The following is an 18980-nucleotide window of genomic DNA, read 5'->3' as shown; positions in this document are numbered from 1 at the left end:
GTGGATCGCCGCAGACTGGCTCTGATCCGCAGCGGGGGCACCGGTGAGGGTCGCCTCACCGTCGGCTCCGGCTATCTGATCGCCCCGCGGCTCGTACTGACCGCCCGCCATGTGCTGGAGGACCGCGACACGGGAACGCTGTGGCCGGTCATCACCGTACGCGTAGGCCACCACCTCGACGGCGAGACGACGCGCGCGGACGCGGAGCTGCTCTGGGCCCACCCAGACGGACTGGACGTCGCACTGCTGCGCATCGACCGCAAGATCGATCCGCCCGGCTCCGTCCGCTGGGGCTGCCCAGCGGGCACCGCGCCGTTGCCGTACGAGGGCCTCGGCTATCCCTGGGCCGCCAAAGGGGAGACCCGGGCCCCGGAGCACCTGCGCGGTGTCCTGCCGGTCCTCTCTGGAGGCAAGGACCGCTACGTCCTCGACCAGGGACCGGCCCCCACCGCCCGTACCGACGGCGGGAACGCCTGGGGCGGGGCCTCGGGCACGGCGATCTTCTGCGGCGGCCACCTCGTCGGCGTCGTGACCGAGGAGGACCACGCCTACGGAGCCCGTCGGCTGATCGCCCTGCCGGTGTCCTCCTTCGCAGGGGACGGCGGCTTCGTGTCCCACGTCGAGGAGCAAACCGGTCGGTCTCCCGAGCTGAGTGCGATCGGCGCGTCCCTGCCCGAGGCCGGGCCCGCCGCCGAGCGCACGCCCGCTGAGCGCGAACTGGAGACGCTGCTTGCGCCGTTGTTCTCGCACCCCGGCGTCCGTGTCGACCACGCCCGGGCCCTGGCGCGCGAACTGGGCTACGAGACCCAGGGGTATGAGCCCACTGCTGCCGACCTCGTGGCGCTCCTCATGGCCCATCCCCGAGCGCTCGCGTCTCTCGGCGAAGCCCTCGCGAGCAGCGCGCAGGGGATGGCCCGCGCCGCTCTGACTCGTCTGTTCTCGTGGGCCAGGGGACTCGACTGCGGGTCGCTGCTCTCCGTGAACGAGTACGACGTCCTGATCGGCCTGTTGCGCCGGGTCTGTGAGAAGCAGCCGGCGCTGCTGCCCCGAACAGCCGGTGAGGCGCTGCGGTACGTCGTACTTCCGGAGATCCTCACCCGTCGACAGCTCAACGCGGACGATGTCTGCGGCGTGGTCGAGGGCTTGGAGGATCTGTCCGACGGTGTGAGCGGTCCCGAGGACGCCCCGCCGGTGCCGGCGCTACTGCGGCTCGTCGAGTACGTGGCGGCGGCCGCGGGCGACGGGCTGGGCGACGACCTGCGCGCGTGGTCGGGGAAGACCGCCCGGCGGCTCGGTATCCACACCGGGGCCCTGGGCGAGCGGCGCGCGGACGCCGCCCAGTGGGCGAAGCGCGCAGCGTCGCCGGTGTCGCGGGTCGTGATGGAGTTGGCACACGACCTCGCCGCGGGAGACGACCGGTACCGCGTCCGGATTCTGCTCGTCCGCGACGACGGTTCGTACCGCGTGCTCAAGGAGGCGGAGTCGGAGCCCAAGACCCCGCGGGAGGCGGCGAGCACCCTGAGCGAGGCGGTCTTCGCCGCGGCCCAGGAGCCGGGGCAAGGCGACCATGCGCCGTGGGTGACCGTCGTGGTCGACCGGACGGGGCTCGACTTGGCCGTCGACGAATGGGAGCCCGGAGCGCTCGACGACATTCTTCCGGCGTGGCCGATCGGAGCGGAATACCGCGTCTCCCTGAGCTGCCCGGAACTCAGTGACCAGAGGCCGGAACGCGAAGGCGACCAGGAGCGCCGGTGGAAGAACGGACGCGCGTCGGTGCTCGTCACCGGCCGGACGTCCGGCGACGCCAGGCAGCTCGTGAATCTGCTGAAGACTGAGCATCGTGATACCGCGCGGGTGGTTCTCCACGGCCCCGCCAACGAGCGTCGGTCCTGGTTGCTGAAATGTCTCGTCCTGGGCGTCCCGGTCGTGCTGTGGGACCGTGAGGCCATTGGCTACGAGGACGCAGGGAGACTGGAGATCCTGGCTCCCGCCGGCGACCTGGAGGGACTTCCCGAGCGGGTCCGGGGCTTCCGGAGCGACTCGGCGGCTTGCCCGGCGGAGCGGCGGGCACGGCCCTCCCTCGTGTGGGAACCGGAAGGTCGTCTCCCGCAGACTGAGTCGCTTCAACTGAGTGACCCTTGGAGAGGATCGCACGCGTCATGACCACCTCAGAGCCCCTGGCCGGTACAAGCCCTCGGCTTTCATCCTCCGACGGCGGAGGCGACGACTGGTGGCTGTTCCGCGGAGACGGCGAGCGCCGTGAGGTACCGTTCCCCGCTGCACCCCCGTGGCGCCGGTTCGACCGGCAGGAGACCGTGACCGGTGACAGGGTTCCGTACCCGCGGCCCTACCTCATCGGCCCCGACGAGGTGGAGGTGGTGAACGCGGCACTCCACCTGCGCCGACCCCTCCTGGTGACCGGGCAGCCCGGCACGGGCAAGTCCTCGTTGGCCCACGCCATCGCTCACGAACTCGCGCTCGGCCGTGTCCTGCAGTGGCCGGTGAACAGCCGCTCAACTCTTCAGGATGCCCTTTACCTCTATGACGCCGTCGGCCGGCTGCGCGAGGCGACCCTGCGGCGCGACGCGGACGGCACCGAACCGGACATCGGCCAGTACATCCGGCTCGGCCCTTTGGGCAACGCGCTTGTGCCCCGGGAGCGCCCCCGCGTGCTGCTCATCGACGAGCTGGACAAGGGTGACGTCGATCTACCCAACGACCTGCTGACCGTCTTCGAGGAGGGTGAGTTCGCCATCTCCGAACTCACCCGGCTGCCCGCGAGCCACGCACCGGTACACGTTCGAACCGACGACCTGGATGAGACCGCCCCGGTCACGCGCGGCCGCGTCCGCTGCCGTGAGTTCCCGGTTGTAGTCATCACCAGTAACGGCGAACGGGAATTCCCGCCCGCCTTCCTGCGGCGCTGCGTTCGCCTCGATCTCCCCGAGCCCAACGAGCGGCGGCTTCGGGAGATCGTCGCCGCGCACCTCGGTCCCGACGCCCTGGACGACACCGACGACCTGCTGCGGGAGTTCCTCGAACGCCGTGCCGAGGGCGAACTGGCCACCGATCAGCTGCTGAACGCAGTCTTCCTCCGCAAGGGTGGCGTGAACCTCGACGCGGCTTCCCTCCTCCAGGGCGTCCTGCACCGTCTCGGCGGAGCCGTGTGACGCCGTGATCTCGCGCGTGACGAAGGTCCTAGCCGAGAGCGGGGTGGAGCTCTCTCTGGAGGAACTCCTGGACGCCATGTGGCTCGCCGGGAAGCTGCCTCGGGACTCCGGGCCCCTGGTGCGCTCCATCGGCGTGGCCGCTGCGAGCTCGGAGCGGCACGGCGAGCCCCACCACGAGGGGTCGACGGTGGCGGCGCCGGAGGCCGCGGAGCCCGCACCAGAGCCGACCGCTGCGGAGTCCACGAAGAAGCGGTCCGCGCGCCCGCTTCTGGCCTCGGCGCAGGCCAGTCCCACCGAAGACGCGCCAGCGCTCGCGGGCCTGTCACCGGCGTTCGCAGTCCGCGCCCCGGACAGCAGCATCCTCGGCGCCGGGCAGCTCCGGCTCGGCAAGTCCCTCCGGCCGCTGCGGCAGCGCTTCCCCGACCGGCGCCAGCAGGAACTCGACGTCACACGAACCGTCGCTGCCATCGCTGAGACGGGCGTGCCCGAGACCGTCGCCCGTGCGGTGCGCACCCGCTGGCTGTCCCTGGCCCTCGTGGTTGACGACGGCGTCTCCATGGTCCTCTGGCAGCGGCTCGCCGCCGACGTCCGGGCACTGATGGAACGTGCTGGGGCCTTCCGAGACGTGCGTGTGTACGGACTCGACACGCGCAGCGACACTCCGTCTCTGCGGACCACCCCCTACCGCCACCGCGGCCGGCTCTTATCGCCGAAGGTCCTGTGCGACCTAACCGGCAACACCCTCGTCCTGGTCGTCAGCGACGGTGTGGGCGAAGCCTGGCGGGACGGCGGGATGCGCCGGGTGACGGACCGCTGGGGACGTTGCGGTCCCATCGCGATCGTCCAGGCACTGCCGTCCCGGCTCTGGGCGAGCACCGGCATCGGCGCACGGCGCTGGCAGGTCACCACCCATCGCCGCGGCGGCCCCACCCGCGCCTGGCACGTCACCGACCCTGACCTGCCGCCGGACCTGGTCCGCTTCGACTCCGTACCCGTCCCGGTCCTCGCGCCGACCCCTGCGGCCGTCGCCGACTGGGCGTGGCTCGTCGCCTCACCCGGCGGCACAGCGCTCCTCCCGCTGTGGGACGCCGGCCGTCCCGGCTCCAGCCGGACCGTCGCCGACGCCCGGGACGGCGACGCCGCCGAAGCGGTACTCCGCTTCAGGGAGGCCGCGTCCGCCGAGGCGTATCGGCTCGCGGCCCACGTGGCGGCCGTCGCCCCCGTCACGCCGCCCGTGATGCGCCTGGTGCAGGCCGCCCTCGGGCCGCCGACAGACATCGGACACCTCATGGAGGTGTTCCTAGGGGGCTTGATGCACGAGCTCGACGCCGACGGTGCGGACCGGCTGCCGCACCACCGGCGGTACGACTTCACAGACGGCGCCCGGCGCGTTCTCCTCAGCGCCGTCTCCCCTAGGGAATTGCTGCGCACCGCCGAAGCTGTGACGCAGCGCATTGAGGCCGCCGTCGGCCGCGCCCCGGTCTTCCCTGCGTGGGTCGGGCACCCGGACGGCGCGGCCGTCATCGACGACACCGGGCGCTCCTTCGGCTGGCTACGGGAGCAGGCACTATCGCGGCTCGGCATCCCGTCCGCCGACGCAAGGCCAGTGGCGCCCATGCCGAAAACCCGTGTCCCCGAGGGCGAGACCGGGGATTCCACCGAGCCCCGGGACTCCGCAGCCGCCGGGACTGATGAGGCGTACGACGACGCGCCGGGCGAGACCCTGCCAGCCGGCTGGGTGGAGCTCCTGCCGGAGGACCCGGTACGGCTCGGTCGATTCCGGCTCCGTGCACGCAGTGCCCACGGGTGGCCTCACCTGACGATGTACCTGGCCGAGGACGATGACGGCACCGTCGCCACGGTCCGGGCGCCGGTCATGCTGCATACCCGCGACCCGGGAACCGCGCGGGACCTCGTCCGGACGGAAGCCGAGTGCCTGACGCGGATGCAGGGCACGCATGCCCCCGCACTCCTCGGTGTGGCGGCGCCCACCACAGGGGAGCTGCCGTGGGTCGCGGCGAGCTGCGTCCACGGCCGCACAGACGCCCCGTCCTTACCGCCCGCACCGAACCTGCGCGCCGTCCTCGACGAACACGGGGGAATGGTCCCGGAGGAGCTTTTCTTGCGGATCGGGCTGGGCCTGACGGAGGCCGTTGCCTTCGCCCACTCTCGGGGGCTCGTGCACGGCTCGCTCTCACCCCTGGCCGTTCTCGTGACCGACCGCGACGTCCGGCTGGTCGGTTGGGCGACCGCGACGATCGACGGAGTCGACAGTGCTCACCGCGACGTGCTGCCCCTCAGCGACACCTACCTGGAGGCGGACGACGACGAGCGGTCGCTCACGCCGCAGAGCGATGTGTACGCCGTCGGTGCGCTGCTGCTGGCCTTCCTCTCGGGACGGTGGAGCGACCCCAGGGACGACAACTCGCGACATGGTCCCCTGACCAACCCCAGGATCGGCCCGGTGCTCCTGCGGACTCTTTGGCGTTGCTTGGAGCGTGACCCCGCCCGCAGACCCTCCGCCGCTACCCTGGCCGAGGCGTTCGCCCTTGCGTCCGGAGGCCCGACGGCCGACCGAGCGTCGGAGGAGGTCGTCGCTGAGGACGTCCGGCGGGTTCGGGATCTGGCGGGGCGGGACATCGGCACCTACGGGCTGGAATTCGCCCGTCTTCTCCTGACGTTCTCGAACCAACTGGCCTCCGTGGGGCAGCGGGAGGAGTCGCTCGCTGCGGCCCTGGAGAGCGTGGAGGTGTACCGAGAGCTGCTGTCGGTAGGGGGTAACTCCGCCCCCGTCCCCTTCTCGTCTGGTCTCGCCGAGGCCCTCAGTAATCTTTCCGTGCGACTGGGCGAAGCGGGCCGGGCGCGGGAGAGTCTCGACGCGGTCGCAGAAGCGGAGACGCTGTACCGGGAGCTGAGTCGCCAGGACTTCGGCTTCTTCGGCGCGGGCCACGCCATGACCCTGAACAACCAGTCCAACCGCTTGGCGGAGGCAGGTCGGTACCGTGAGGCACTCCAGGCTATCGAGGAGGCTGTTCTCATCGGGCGCAGAAGGGCCGAGCTGGGTGAGCCGGCGGTTGGGGGCGATCTGGCGAGGAGTCTCACGAACCTGGGCAGCCGCCTGGGCGACCTGGGACGGCAGGGCGAGGCTCGGACGGCCGTCGCCGAGGCTACCCAGATCTACGGTGCCCTGCCTCCGGAGGAGGCGCGGCGCGTCTGGGCGGACCACGCCATGAGCCTGATCAATTTCGCCGTCCTGCTCGGCGACGAAGGACGTCACGACGACGCCCTGAGTGTGGTTGACGCGAGCTTCGCCGTGCTGGACCAGTACGGAGACGAACGGTCGCGGGCTGCGTTCGAGATTCAGGAGTGGTCCCGGCGCATCAGGCACTGGCTGGAGGGCCCCGCCGCGCGGGCACCCGGTCAGTAGTCGGCAGCACGGCGGAGAAGTTGGTGCCCAGGTGTGTGCTCGATGCGCCACGGTCCGATGCCTGCACCGCCCCGGGCTGGCGCCCACCAAGCACCTGGCGCAGCGAATCGGCACCCGGCTAGTCAGCACCACTGCGCCCCGGTCAGCCCGGGCCCATGGCTCCCGAAAAGGCATCGAGAGGTCGCATCCCTAGTTGCCCCGGCGTGGGCTGATGACTGACTGGTTCTGGGGACAAAAGACGAGAACGGCGGGGCCGCGCGTAGCGCGCTGGCTGCACGACGACGCCCCGCCGCAGCAAGCCGGCGGGGCGTCGTCGTATCAGGCCCCCGTCTACGCAGGACCCCCCGCCGGAGCATCATTCGTTTCGAACGTCTGTTCCGAAAAAGGGGTTGCCTCAACCCATGTAGTCCCAGCGGCGATTGCCGCGCAGCCCATCGGTCGTGGGGCCCATGCCGCTCTGGGTATTTGGTCTGCAGATCGAACCGCTCGGCTCCGAGGCCGCGCCTGCACCCCGGGGCGCGACAGAACGGCAGCGACGCCGCAGTTCCCGGTCTCCGACTGCCGGCCAGGCACGAGGGTTAGTCACCGCGGCCCTTGGCGCAGGTCGTTGAGGGCGACTTCGAGCAGGTCGTAGCGCACGCGTTCTTGTTCGAGTCGCACGTTGGGGCCGAACTCGCCGTCCGCGAGGCTGGCGTAGACGTCGGCTTCGTCCGGGGTGAGCGTGCCGAGAGGCTGGTGGGTGGGGGCGTCCTCCTTCACCCATTGGCCGCGGTGCTCCAAGAGAGTGCTCCGGTCCATCAGGATGGACTGCGTGTGCGGGAAGGCCCGATGCAGCCGGTCGAGGATGGTGAAACCGTGAGTGTCCAGGTCGCCCCAGTACACAAGGCGTACATCGTGCAGCCAGGTCAGGGCGGACAGTTGGGTGACGGCGTAGCCGCCGCCGTGGATCACGATGCTGTGGGGCTGGTCGGGGAAAGCGAGGTAGGTGGTTTCGTTCTCGATGACGAACACGGTCGTGATGCCGGGCGGCGGCGCGGTGAACTCATCCGCGCGGATCGTGAGTTCGCTGAAGCCCCCCAGCGACTCGCCGCCGAGCAGCCGAAATCGCAGGTAGGCGGGCTTGCGCAGGAAACGGAAGCGGGCGGCGAAGTCAGTGCGCGCGGCCTCGGCGTCGATGCGGTCGTCGGGAAGGCACTGTTCGAGCAGGGTGGTCAGGATAGCGCGGTGGCGTTCGATGAACTTGGTGTCCACCCCAGGTACGTCGAGCTGGCGTAGGTAGACGGCTGGGCCACGGTAGTCGGTGATCCAGCGGATCGTGCCCTCCAGGCGATGCCAGTCGGCCTCCCGCTGGAGGACCTGCATGGGGTGGGCAACCATCCAGTCGATGAGAGCGGGCAGCCTTTCCTGGGTGGAGGCCAGCAGGGCTTGGTAGCGGGCGACCGTGGGGGTGACGCCGAGTATGCGCCAGAGGTCGTCGCGGCCGTCGACCCAGACGCGGTCGGGGATGTAGTTCACGCCGGCCAGGCGTCCGCCGAGCCGGCGGTATTCGATGCGCAGGTGCCGGTGTGCGCTGGGCGCCCACGATTCGGTCCAGGCGAGGACGTCGTCGTAGTGGCGGGTGATGTCGCCGGCTTTCGGGCCGCGCAGGGGAATCTCGACGGGTTCCCAGGGTGCCCCGTTGGCGAGTTGGGTGAGGTAGGTACCCGTGTTCCAGCGTTTGCGGAGGCGTTCGAGGACGGCCTGCGGCGTAGTCCAGTTGAGGTTTTGATGCGTCGTCATCTCAGTCTCCCTGTCCGGCGGCGGGCTGCAGGCTGGCCAGGGTGTGGGCGAGGCGTTCTTGGCGGTATTGGGCGATGGTCAGGGTGCGTAGGCGGGAATGGTGTCCGCTGGGGTTGTCGACGAAGCCGACGGCGGACACGTAGGGCTCGATGACGTGGATCTTCTGCAGTGGGGTGACGATAAGGAGTTGCAGGCCCAGACGTTTAAAGAGGTCCAGGGCGAAGCGGGCGGATTCCTCCGAGCCGCGCCCGAAGGCTTCGTCGATGACCACGAAGCGGAAGGTACGGCTTCTGCTGTGGCTGGTGTCGAGCTTGAACTGGTAGGCGAGAGAGGCGGCCAGGATGGTGTACGCGAGCTTCTCCTTCTGTCCGCCGGACTTGCCGCCGGAGTCGGAGTACACCTCGTACTCGGAGTCGTCCTCGCGGCGTCGTTCGCTGGCGCTGAAGACGAACCAGTACCGCACGTCGGTGACGCGCTTGGTCCAGCCGCGGTCGCTGTCCGCGTGGCCTTCGCGGCCCTTGAAGCGTTCGATTAGGTGCTGGACCTGGTGGAACTTCTCCTCGGAGTACAGGTCAGAGTCGTCGCCGGATAGGACGTCGTCGGTACAGGCGCGCAGTTCCGCGGTGAACTCGCGGATCTCGGTGTTGGGCGTCTGCTCGGGCTTGAGCATGATGTAGCGGCCCGGGTTGTAGTCAATGCCGGCCAGCGACTCGTTGATGGTGTTGATGCGGTCGCCGATCTCGTCGGCCCAGATGTTCAACTGCGCGTGGAATCCGGCGATTTCGCGGATCACGTTGGTCTTCAAGTAGGTGCGGAACTGGTCCTGGAAGCGCGGCAGGTCGTCGGCAACGAGCTGCTGGTGCAGGGCACGGTAGCCAGGGGCGGAGGCAACCGAGGCGTCGAGTTCGCTGGTCTCGACCTGATAGGTGGTGCGGAAGGAGCTCATCTGGGCGGCGATCGTCTGGGCGAGGCGGGTCTGCTCCTTGGCCCAGCGGTGCTTGTGCGCCGTCATCTCCTCGCGCAGCCGGGTTTCCGTCTGCGCGCACTCCTGCGCGGTCCGGCACGCCAGGCGGGCGGTGGTCAAGCGCTGTTCGAGGGCCGGAAAGTGCGCCTGTGCAGCGCCGGCGGCCGGTTCGTCGAGTACCGCGCGGGCCTCGTCGCGGGCGCGTTCAGCGGCGTCGCGCTCGCCGTCGACCCGTCCCCAGCTCTGGCTGGCCTTCTCGTAGGCGGCTCCCTGTTCGGCGATTTCGTCTGCGATCTCGGTGAGGCGGCGGGTGAGTTCGTCCAGGTCGTTGGAGGCGGCTTGCAGGCGCTGCTTCTCCGCGGTCAGCTCGGTGATGCGCCGTACCGCGGACGGCCAGTCGATCTCGCTGTAGTCCACCATCGCCGTCAGCCGGTCGAGGACCTTGTCACGGCTGATGGCGTCCTCGTAGGCGGCCCCCAACGTGCGTCTCTTCTCGTCCATCTCGCGCTGGGCGCCATGGACTCGTCCCGCCTGATCCAGGAGGGCATCAATCTTCGCCTGGTTCGTCCAGCCGAGCACATACGTGCTGCGGTCGTCGATGCGGGTGGTGTCGTTCTTCTCGTGGCGGCCCCGCGTCCCCTTGATCAACCCCTGTGCGGTGATAGCTAGTTCGGCGTGCCGGAAGTCCTCCATCGTCGGCACGCAGGCGTGGGAGGCACGGCGTTCGAGCTCGCCGGCCAGCCACGGAGCGAACGGCGAGTCCTCGCGCACTTCGAGCTTGGTGAACAGCGCCATGGACGCACCGGTGGGCAGGCGCCGCGGCGGGAGCTTCTCCGGGACGCGGAAGTAGACCAGCTTCGTCCCCAGGTGGTGGTCGTTGATCCAGTCGGAGACGCGAGCGTACTGATCGCCGGGGACCAGGAGGGACACGGCGAAGCCGCGCAGCAGCCGCTCGGCGGCTCCGGCCCACGCCTGTTCCTCGTCTCGGACCTGAATGAGTTCGCCGGCGAAGGGCAGAGCACTGTCCTCGATGCCGAGTTCGCGGCTCAGGCGAGCGCGTACCTCCAGCTGCTTGCGGGGGATGTTGCTGCGGCGCGAGCGCAGACTGATCAGGTCTGCGTTCAGGTCCTCGGCCCGCTGCTTCAGCTGTGCGGCCTCGACTGCGAGCGTCTCCAGGGCCGTGCGCGTCTCCTGTGTCGTCCCGGCGACGTCGTGCTGGGCCCGGGCGACCTCCTCAAGGCGGTCGGTGAACTGCGCCTGATCGGTGACCGGGGCAAGCTCTGCCTGCTCCAGCAGGGTTGCGTGCTGGCGGGCACGCTTCTCCTGAGCGGCTCGCTGCTGCTCCGTCTCCTCGATCTGGCGCTCCAGTTCGCCCAGGCGCCCGCCGCCCAGGCCCTCACGCTGCAGTTCCCACCGGCGTTCCTGGTCCCGCAGCCGCTCCAGCTCGTCCTTCGCGGTCTTCTTCTCGCCCTCCAGGCGGGCGAGCATCCGCTCCGCCTCGGCGCGCTGGGCTTCGTGCAGCGCCGACGTGCGCTGGGCGATGAAGTACCGCAAGGCGGCCTGCTGGCCGTCGGCCTCCTCGATGCGTGCGGCCAGGCCCTCATAGGCGTCGCAGTCCTCAAGCAGCGGGGTGAGGGCCTCGATCTGGGCACGGGCCCGCTGAACGGAGTTGTAGGTAGTAGTCAGAGCGTCGAAGTGGCTCACGATGTTGTCCGTCATCGCCGCCGCATCGAACGGTTCGAGCATGTGACTGCGCACGAACTCGTCCAGGCTGCCCACCGACTTCATCGACACCGTCTGATGGAAGAGCTCCAGCGCCTGTTCGGACTCGATGCCCATCCGGCGCCGGAAATCCTTGCTGTATGGCGGGAACGTCTTGTGGACGCGGACATCGCCCGCTTCGAGACGCTTCTTCAGCGCCCGCACCTCGGTGCCGAAGTCGGCGAAGTCCCCGGCGACGGACAGCGTCCGGTCGGCGACGAGGAACAGCCGCTCGGGGCTGGTGGCGTTCCCGTCGGCCAGCCAGAACACCTGCCCCAGCGTGACGGTCGCAGCCATCGCCGGGTTCGTGAACACGCCCAAGATAACGGAGTAGCTGCCCGGCTTTCGCAGCGCTACTGGCTTGGTCGTCCCGGTGGTCTCGTTGCGTTCGGACTTGTAGTGGCCCAGCACGTAGGAGCGCAGGCTGCGCTCGCCGCTCTCCGCACCGGCTGCCTTGTTGTAGGCGATCTTGCGGGCGGGCATGAACAGCGTGGTGATCGCATCCACCAGGGTGGACTTGCCGGAACCGATGTCACCGGTCAGCAGGGCGTTGGCGCCGCCGAGACCGAACGACCACACGTGCTTGTCGAACGTGCCCCAGTTGTAGACCTCCATACGCTCCAGTCGGAAGCCTGCCGCAGCCAGGTCGGTGGAGGCACTCGTGTCGGCGGGGCCGGGCTGGGCGGGGATCATTGCTACTTCTCCTGGGGGGTGTGGGTGGCGGCGTACTGGGCCAGGTTCGTGTCGAAGTCGGCGAGCCACTGCCCGTCGACGAAGGCTTTGATGATCCGCTGCACCTCGAACAGCTGCTCCTGCCCGCGAGCGCGGCGCAGGAACTGTAGGTCCACCACCTTGTTGATGTGGCCGTCGATCTGGTCGACCAGACGTGCCTCGTTGCTGCCGGCCGGGAGAAACATGCGGATCATCTCGACGATCTCGTCCCGGGTGATCATCAGGCGGGTGCCGTCGGCGCCCGCGTCGAACTCGGCAAGCCTCTTGCGCAGCAGCACGACCAGCAGACTGACGGGGTAGGACAGCGAGCGGCGGGGCATCAGCCGCGGCGGCGCCATGCGGGGATCGCGGTCATCGTCCTCGTCGTCGGGTTTCGACTGGAGGAAGGCGTAGCCCTCCATCTCGTCGATCACCACGCGCAGCCCCATGACGTCGACGTAGTCCTTCACGCCGGCACTGTGGTGCAGCAGCGCGTCCCAGGCCCGCTCGTGCTGGTCGCGGAAGACCGGGCCCTTGAGTAGCTGGTTGACCGGCAGCGAGAGGGCGTACGGCTGCTGCGGGGTGGGGGTGGCAGGTGTGGTCATCGCCCCTCCTTCGGGCTGGATACCCAGGCGATGCCGGGGCTGGTGCGAGCAAAGGTGACCACGGGCACGGTGGCGACCTGCTGGACGTCGTCCTCGCCGATCCACGTGATCTCTTCTTGGCGGTCGTCGTCGAACACGGTGGTGAACCCGTCGTCCGGTAGCGCGAAGTAGGCGACCAGTTCGGCAAGCCCCTGCTCCAGAGGGTGCTCGCGCAGCGTCTCGGCCAAGGACACCTGCGTGCGCAAGCCCAGGGCGTGGTGCACCGCGGCCGTGAGCCGGGCGGGATCCACATACACCGCCTCGAACAAGGCGTCGGCGGTGAACTCATCGTCCCCCGCCTCGATGTCGGTACTGTCGATCGGCGCCTTGACCACCGGCGTATACAAGGGCCGCTCCATCGGCAGGGCGATGGCCGGGGCTGCCGCATCGATCTCGGCGACCAGATTCACGCCCGGCACGTCGCGCAGGGCCAGGGCCTGCGTCTCGATCGCGCGCACCAGTTCCAGGACACGGCGGTCTTCCGAGCGCACCTGGTCGTCCAGGAATCGGCGGAGCTGATCCGACAGCTGCCGCACCGTGGCCTGGGTGCGTTCGGCGGCCTCCAGCCAGTCCCGGGGCATGCGACGCATGCGCGGGTCAGGCTCGTCGATGGCTTCCATGGCCTCAACCTCGGCCAGCAGCGTCTTGAGTTCGTCCTGACGGCTCGGGGCGAGCAGGAAGTCGTAGAACGCCTGGAAGGTCCGTCCCTGGTCCGACTCAGCGATGCTCTCGCGGCTGCTCAGCACCTCATCCAGGAGTTCGCCCTTGGCCCCGTCCCACGCGGCGATCTTGCTCCGCAGGTCCCGGTCCAAGTCCCGGAAGTTCGCCTCAACCTCGCGGAAGTCGGCCAGCAGCCCATGCGCCGTCGTTGTCACCTGCTGGTAGCGGTCCCGCAGCGCCGCGCTGTCCAGAACGTCTACCTCGCCGGCCTCAACACGCTCGATTTCCTGGTCGATTTCATGCCGTCGCCGGGAGAGCTCGGCCAGTCGCGCCTCGGGGTCCGTTTCGGTGCCGAACGTCATCTGCCGCAGCAGATCGAAGATCGTATTCAGGCGCGACTCCGTACCGACGAACGAACGCTCTTCCAGCGACCGGACCCACGCGATCGCCTTCTCGACCGCGGCCGTGGCGTCGTAGTGCGGCTCGTCCGAATCCGCCGGGTAATACTTGCGCAGCCAGCCGTTCCCCGGTGCCGACCAGACATCCAGATACGCCTTCGCGGACTTGGGAAACGTGCCCTGCCCGAGCCGGTCATTGAGGGCGAACAACTCATCGTCCAGACGTTCGACAAGCTCCGCACCGGCAATCGAGCGCGCTCCCTGCTCGACGAACACCTTGTTGAAGAAGCTCAACATCAGTGCCGCATTGTCGGCCTTCAGCAGCCGCCAAGCAGCGCTCTGTTTCCGCAGGGCGACCAGGCGGTCGTAGTCCAACTCCATACATCCTGCCCTCTCACTACCCCAGCAAGTACGACCGCATTTCCCGCCAACAGCGAAAATGGACGCCCCACTCGATCGGCACTCATGCCCGCACAGCCGCGCATGGGCATTCCGCGCCGGCCACAAGGAACCGTAGAGGCCACCACTGACAACGGGACTCGGCCCGAGCCGATGACGGGATAGGCCAGGCTGCCTCGGGGAGGGAAAACGGCAGGCAAGAGGCCGGATACATCCGGATCTGGATCGTTCCCGCTTCTCGCCCTTGCGACGATCCCCGAACACAATTTCGAGTCCCGGCCGAGGGTTTTGGCTCGCCTACCGGTCCGCCGGCGCCCTGCCCCATCCGGACGGACGCGAGGCCGTGCCATCGCATCTTGATCGCGCCCGGTGAGGACTGGGTCGTGTTGCCGCCGGATCGGTCCGCCGGAAAGCGCGACAGGGTACCTAGAAGCGCCGGCAATATGGCTGCACCATCTACAGCGCGCCCGAGACCTCGCCTTCCAACTGGCCGACTCCCCGCCCGAGGACGCGTCCTTGGCCATCGCCAACTGCCTGACAGTGCTCCGCAGTCACACTGGCCATGGCACCCCGGAGCCAGAGGTGCAAGCCCTCGCCGCCGATTTCGACTCGCTGAGCCAACGGATGCCGACCATTCCGTCCGCACGCATTCAGCGCGAGATCGGCCAGATCAATGACACCCTCACGACCGGGCTCATGACCGACGAGGAAGTCGAGCAATGCTGCCGAACGCTGCTTAAGGACGACGGTCTGCGCGGCCCCCAGCGCCTTGAGCTGAGAGGGTTCCTCACCGAGGTCCTGGTGTATCAAAACCGATGGAACGATGCCCTGGAACCCCTTCAATCCATCCACGCGTATTCGGTCGAGCGGCCCATGCATCCGCAGGTGATCGCCAGGACCCTGCACGATGTAGGGCTGCGTGTGGAGCTGTCCGTCGCCTCCGGCGTGCCTGAGTGCCGCGCCTCACTCATGGTCCTGGTCGGCGAAGCCCACGCACCACCTGCCCTTGAGAGCCATCAAGTGCTGTCCATTCTCGTCAGCATCACGTCACGCATGATTGGCCGAACAGCTCAGTCTCCAGGCGAGGGTGACGTGCATGCCCTTCAAGATGCAGACGTTGCGCCTCCTGGAAGCGGTGCGCGCCGGGGAGCACGCCGCGATTCGCGAAATCTACGATGGCCTCGATGGTCTCGACACGGCGGCACTAGACCGGGATAACGAAATCGGATGGAAGCGACTTTCCCAAGCCGTCATCGACTCCGCGGTCAGCATGACGCTCCGCGGCGTTTGAGCTGCTCACGCTCTCCCCACTCAGGGCGGCGCCCACCTGAAAGACCGGCAGCGACCTCAGGGCTTCCTGCCCCACAGAAGCGGGACAGGCCGTTCTCAGACCTCCCGGGGATCTTGCTGGTCGAGCGCAGCCAGCACGGAAGTCGGATCGTCGATCAGATCGAACAGGCCGCTGGTCCGTCGCGCCCAGCGCTCTGGATCCTCTCCTTCCGCGAACGCCGCGGCCGACCTGAACTGGTTCCGGAGATTGACCGGCAGTCTGTCAGCCAGGGACGCACCGAGCTGTCGGCCCAGGACGGCGCGCGCCGATGGCGGCCGCATGCGGAGGGCCAGCTTGCCGGTCGCCGGGGCGGCGGTGTCGCTCACGCCTTCAAGAGCCGCGACGGCATCGCGCACCCAGCCGCCATCCCGGGTGTCGGGGAGCGGAACCGCGATCCGCTGAACGCTGGCGATCGCGTTCCTCCCCAGTGCGAGCGAGAGCCCTCCCGGATCCTCGTGGTAATTCAGGTAGCGGGCGACGTCGACGCCTGGCGGGCAGACCTCGTCGAGCACGACGTCGCCGACGAAGTTTGCGGGGTCGACGAGCCACCCCTCCCGCACCACAACGGATGGCTTCAGACGGACCTGATACAGATTGAACTGGCTGCGCTGGTCGGCCTGGTCACGGATCCGACGCAGCATGTTGTGGACAGCGGCCTCGTACGCGCCGACGTGGAGGGCCTTCGCCCGCTGGCTCGCGACCCACGCGGAAACCCGCTGCTCTCCGCCCATCCTCCTGCGCATCTCGGGAGTCAAGACGGCTGACGGGTCGAAGTCCCGCGTCGGCCAGTGCGCCTGCGTACTGGCGTGGTACCAGAAAAACTGCGCGACCCTGTCGCCGTCGAGTGCCGGGTCGCAGGAGTCGAGCGTCACCCGAGGCGAATCCTCGTGCTCGCAGGTCATGCCGCAGCCGGGGCAGGTTTCCGTCGCCTGCTCCCACCGATCGATCCAGTCCAAATCGACATGCCACCCATGATCGCAGCGCCCACAGAACATCTGCCGCTCTCGCCAGAAGTCGATCCGCCGTTCCACGGCACCATTCTCCGGAAGCGTCCGACGGAAAACCAGCTTCAGCCGAGGTCCCAAACCCGCCGAAACTCCTCTTCCGCGGCATCTGCTTCGTCGCTGAGCAGATCGACGATCCACTCAGCGGACCTGCCGGGATCCCCGGAACGCAGCTCAGCCGGGCGGCGGGCAGCCTACCGCTTTCGCGGAAGCCAGCTCCGCGTTGAGCAGGCACTCGGACATGACAGCGAGAGAGCTGCCCATACTTCAACCCTGGGGGGCGGATGCGTCTGATGCGACGAGCCCCCGGCAGAGTCGTCGGGGCCTCGTCACGCTTCGAGGATCGGTCTTCTACAAGGCGTTCGCCCTCTTCACGCTCGTGTTGCCGATCGGCACGTCGATCCGGTCCCGAGCGACGACGACCCCGTCCTTGACTACGTAGCACTCGACGACGTGCTCGCCTTTGAAGTCCGAGTGCTCGATGCGGACTCCCCGCTTGCTCGAGTCGACGATCTGGCCGCGGATCGCGTCCCGCCGCTCGGCTTCCGGACCACGATTGAGCACCTTCCACTTCAGCGTGTAGGGCTCCCCGACCGAGCAACTGGTGACCACGAACCTCAAGTTTTTGTCGGCCTTTAGCAGGATCCCGCCGCGACGCATCGCGCGAAGCCAGGTCGGACGCCATCCGGCCTGCGTGACCTCGCAGTCGATGGACACAGTCTCGGACACGTCGACCGGGAACTCATCCTCGATGAACTCCTCGGTGTCCCTGAACGACCGGGACGACTCGCTCGCGCTCTTCGCCAGCGGCACCGACGTGCCGAAGACCTCGCGCCACTTCTTGTTGGCGGACGTCTTGCCTTCGTCCGCGATCGCCTCGAGGCATCGGTTGTACGCCTTCTTGGCCTTCGGCTGGAACTGCGCCTTGACGTGGACCCGCTGTCGGCTGCCCAGCGCCAGGTAGTACTCCTGCTCTGACTGATCCTTGAGGAATTCGAAGAAGTCGCGGGCCATGAGGTCGAACGAGCCTGTGCCCGCTGCGTCGTAGTCGTCGGTCTGGTCGAAGAAGTTGTAGACGAGGGTGTCGATGAGCAGGCCGCCCATGTTTACGCCGTTCGCGTTCTTCCAGGCCCGTGCCATCCGGGCGAGGTGGCGCATGTTCGTCGAGGTGCGGTCGTTGCACTCCTTGGTCGCGGCGATCTCCTCGCGCGGCTTGGTGACCTTCCAGCCCTCAGCCTTCGTGTCCGGGTAATCGAAGCTGCCGTCGGCGTTCTCGAACGCAGGCTGGACCTCAAACTTGAAGGCGTTGGACGCGAACCGCACTCGGACGACGCACTGGTCGACGCGGATCTCCGTGTTCTTGTACCGCGCCTTAAGGTCGTCGCGAACCCTCTCGAGAATCCTCCGCGGGCCGGTGTCCCCGTCGTAGCTCGACCGGATCCCGGGCGGCAGGATGAAGATCATGTCGAGGTCGGACACGCCCTTGATCGCGGTGTGCCGGCCGAACGATCCGACCATCAGCTTGTAGTCGGTGCAGCCGTCCTTGTCGCGGAAGTCCTTGTTGAGCGCCTTCGTGATCTCATCCCGGCGCGAGGCGACCGTCGTGGCCGTGTCTCCGACCTTTAGGTTTTCGAGCAGCGTTTCGAAGATCTCTGAGGTCTTCATCTTCATGCCTCGCCTTCGCCGAGCCGGAGCGCCTCCGGGAGGAAGAGGTCGATCTCGCGCGAGGTGAACGTCATCTCCTCGTTGTTCTGCAGACCGCCCTGGGCGCGCGCGAACGCCCTGCTGCTCGTCCTAGGCGCGTCGGCGTACGCGTCGCGCGCGGCCCGCTGCAGCTCGTCCCGCCGCTCTCGGCCCTCCGCGACGGAGACAGTGCCGGACATCAGGTCGGCGATGAGGGAGATATAGGACTCCCGGACGTCCCACAGCCGAGAGGCGATGCCGCGGTGGGCATCGGACTCCTCCTCGAACTTGAAGGTCTTCGTCCCAAGGCTCATCCAGCTGACCAGGAGCGCGATAGAAGAGGTCGCGAGACTCGTCAGCACTGCGTTGCCGAGCAGGCCGACCACCGCGGCAAGGAAGGTGCCCGAGCTGATCGCGGTGAGAGCAATGAGGACGCCCTGCTGCCACCGGTGCTTGGTGAAGCAGATGTCCGCCTGTTTCTCATGGGTCTTGTGGCTGTAGACCACGCGCCCGAAGGCCTCTCGTATCTGCGCCAGAAGGTAGGGGTCGCGGTCAGGCACCGCGTCGCTCTCGGGTGTCAATTCGTTCCTACTCGGTCGAGGACTCCTGGACATGCGCCTGAAAGTCAGTTGCACATCTTCTGAGTATGGCGGCGACCACTGACACTCCGACCGACTTGAGCTACGTCCCGTTCAGGCCGCTCGATCTGGCCCGCTCTGCGGTCCTCCCCTGCTTCGCGCAGGTAGGGGAAAGCGGTGGACACGATGCCGCGGAGCCGCTCGCCTTCCATCTCCGCGGTGGCCCCGCGAAGCTCCTGGCTCCAGGCCCGCGCGAGAGCGAGGCTCAGAGCAACTGGTACTGATCCGGGCAGACTGGGGCCGGACCTGGCAGCGCCGACGCCTGTGCCGCGTGCGCGGTCGCGATTCCGCAGGCGGCGACCATCCCGGAGCCCCTGCGTTGTGCGACGGTACGGCCCGCGAGTCACCGGCGACCGGCGCCTCCTATGTGCTGGAAGAGCCCGACGAGGCCAGGCAACCATCTGCGCCGTCA

The 18980-nt window shown here is 68.3% G+C and carries 12 protein-coding genes; 4 read left to right on the top strand and 8 right to left on the bottom strand.

Annotated features, from left to right (window positions below; genetic code table 11):
- The 3 genes from ACFVIU_RS12285 to ACFVIU_RS12275 are packed head-to-tail and all read left to right on the top strand — an operon-like array spanning position 1 to position 6597.
- The gene (locus ACFVIU_RS12285; protein ID WP_385842279.1) at positions 1-2163 is read left to right on the top strand and encodes a trypsin-like peptidase domain-containing protein; all 2163 of its coding nucleotides are present in this window, start codon (positions 1-3) and stop codon (positions 2161-2163) included.
- Positions 2160-3170: a MoxR family ATPase gene (locus tag ACFVIU_RS12280; RefSeq protein ID WP_100572677.1), complete on the top strand. Its 1011-nt coding sequence runs from the start codon at positions 2160-2162 to the stop codon at positions 3168-3170. Before ACFVIU_RS12285 ends, ACFVIU_RS12280 begins: the two co-directional genes overlap by 4 nt.
- A gap of 16 nt (positions 3171-3186) precedes the next feature.
- A complete protein-coding gene (locus tag ACFVIU_RS12275; protein WP_385842278.1) occupies positions 3187-6597 on the top strand; it encodes an SAV_2336 N-terminal domain-related protein in 3411 nt (1136 codons plus the stop codon).
- A gap of 582 nt (positions 6598-7179) precedes the next feature.
- Here ACFVIU_RS12275 and ACFVIU_RS12270 read toward each other — a convergent pair.
- The 5 genes from ACFVIU_RS12270 to ACFVIU_RS12250 form a co-directional block, all read right to left on the bottom strand.
- Positions 7180-8376: a Wadjet anti-phage system protein JetD domain-containing protein gene (locus ACFVIU_RS12270; protein WP_385842277.1), complete on the bottom strand. Its 1197-nt coding sequence runs from the start codon at positions 8374-8376 to the stop codon at positions 7180-7182.
- 1 nt (position 8377) lies between these two features.
- Positions 8378-11794: an ATP-binding protein gene (locus ACFVIU_RS12265; protein WP_385842275.1), complete on the bottom strand. Its 3417-nt coding sequence runs from the start codon at positions 11792-11794 to the stop codon at positions 8378-8380.
- Positions 11795-11796: 2 nt separating this feature from the next.
- On the bottom strand, positions 11797-12417 hold the full coding sequence (locus tag ACFVIU_RS12260) for a DUF4194 domain-containing protein (RefSeq protein WP_100572681.1): 621 nt from the start codon (positions 12415-12417) through the stop codon (positions 11797-11799).
- Complete coding sequence (locus ACFVIU_RS12255) at positions 12414-13895, bottom strand: DUF3375 domain-containing protein (protein WP_385842274.1); 1482 nt, start codon at positions 13893-13895, stop codon at positions 12414-12416. Before ACFVIU_RS12255 ends, ACFVIU_RS12260 begins: the two co-directional genes overlap by 4 nt.
- A 474-nt stretch (positions 13896-14369) precedes the next feature.
- Positions 14370-14765 (bottom strand): hypothetical protein, encoded by a 396-nt coding sequence (locus ACFVIU_RS12250; RefSeq protein ID WP_385842273.1) that lies wholly within the window; start codon positions 14763-14765, stop codon positions 14370-14372.
- 244 nt (positions 14766-15009) lie between these two features.
- Here ACFVIU_RS12250 and ACFVIU_RS12245 point away from each other — a divergent pair, with 244 nt between their 5' ends.
- Positions 15010-15204: a hypothetical protein gene (locus ACFVIU_RS12245; RefSeq protein WP_100572683.1), complete on the top strand. Its 195-nt coding sequence runs from the start codon at positions 15010-15012 to the stop codon at positions 15202-15204.
- Positions 15205-15299: 95 nt separating this feature from the next.
- Here ACFVIU_RS12245 and ACFVIU_RS12240 read toward each other — a convergent pair whose 3' ends face one another.
- The 3 genes from ACFVIU_RS12240 to ACFVIU_RS12230 form a co-directional block, all read right to left on the bottom strand.
- Complete coding sequence (locus ACFVIU_RS12240) at positions 15300-16274, bottom strand: hypothetical protein (RefSeq protein WP_385842271.1); 975 nt, start codon at positions 16272-16274, stop codon at positions 15300-15302.
- A 324-nt stretch (positions 16275-16598) separates the two neighbouring features.
- Positions 16599-17918, bottom strand: a complete 1320-nt coding sequence (locus ACFVIU_RS12235) for a nucleotidyltransferase (RefSeq protein WP_100572685.1) — start codon at positions 17916-17918, stop codon at positions 16599-16601.
- A complete protein-coding gene (locus tag ACFVIU_RS12230; RefSeq protein ID WP_263277378.1) occupies positions 17915-18511 on the bottom strand; it encodes an SLATT domain-containing protein in 597 nt (198 codons plus the stop codon). Before ACFVIU_RS12230 ends, ACFVIU_RS12235 begins: the two co-directional genes overlap by 4 nt.
- Positions 18512-18980 lie beyond the last annotated feature (469 nt).

The organism is Streptomyces sp. NPDC127190, from assembly GCF_042672505.1.
In the GTDB taxonomy this organism is placed as follows: domain Bacteria; phylum Actinomycetota; class Actinomycetes; order Streptomycetales; family Streptomycetaceae; genus Streptomyces.
The sequence above is the reverse complement of the archived record's forward strand: the minus strand, read 5'-3'. Positions and strand labels throughout refer to the sequence as shown.

What these genes read in the sequence shown, in the direction of transcription:
- ACFVIU_RS12265 (WP_385842275.1), bottom strand. Translation starts at nt 11,794, where the DNA reads ATGATCCCCGCCCAGCCCGGCCCCGCCGACACGAGTGCCTCCACCGAC.
- ACFVIU_RS12245 (WP_100572683.1), top strand. Translation starts at nt 15,010, where the DNA reads ATGCCCTTCAAGATGCAGACGTTGCGCCTCCTGGAAGCGGTGCGCGCC.
- ACFVIU_RS12280 (WP_100572677.1), top strand. Translation starts at nt 2,160, where the DNA reads ATGACCACCTCAGAGCCCCTGGCCGGTACAAGCCCTCGGCTTTCATCC.
- ACFVIU_RS12260 (WP_100572681.1), bottom strand. Translation starts at nt 12,417, where the DNA reads ATGACCACACCTGCCACCCCCACCCCGCAGCAGCCGTACGCCCTCTCG.
- ACFVIU_RS12270 (WP_385842277.1), bottom strand. Translation starts at nt 8,376, where the DNA reads ATGACGACGCATCAAAACCTCAACTGGACTACGCCGCAGGCCGTCCTC.
- ACFVIU_RS12255 (WP_385842274.1), bottom strand. Translation starts at nt 13,895, where the DNA reads ATGGAGTTGGACTACGACCGCCTGGTCGCCCTGCGGAAACAGAGCGCT.
- ACFVIU_RS12235 (WP_100572685.1), bottom strand. Translation starts at nt 17,918, where the DNA reads ATGAAGATGAAGACCTCAGAGATCTTCGAAACGCTGCTCGAAAACCTA.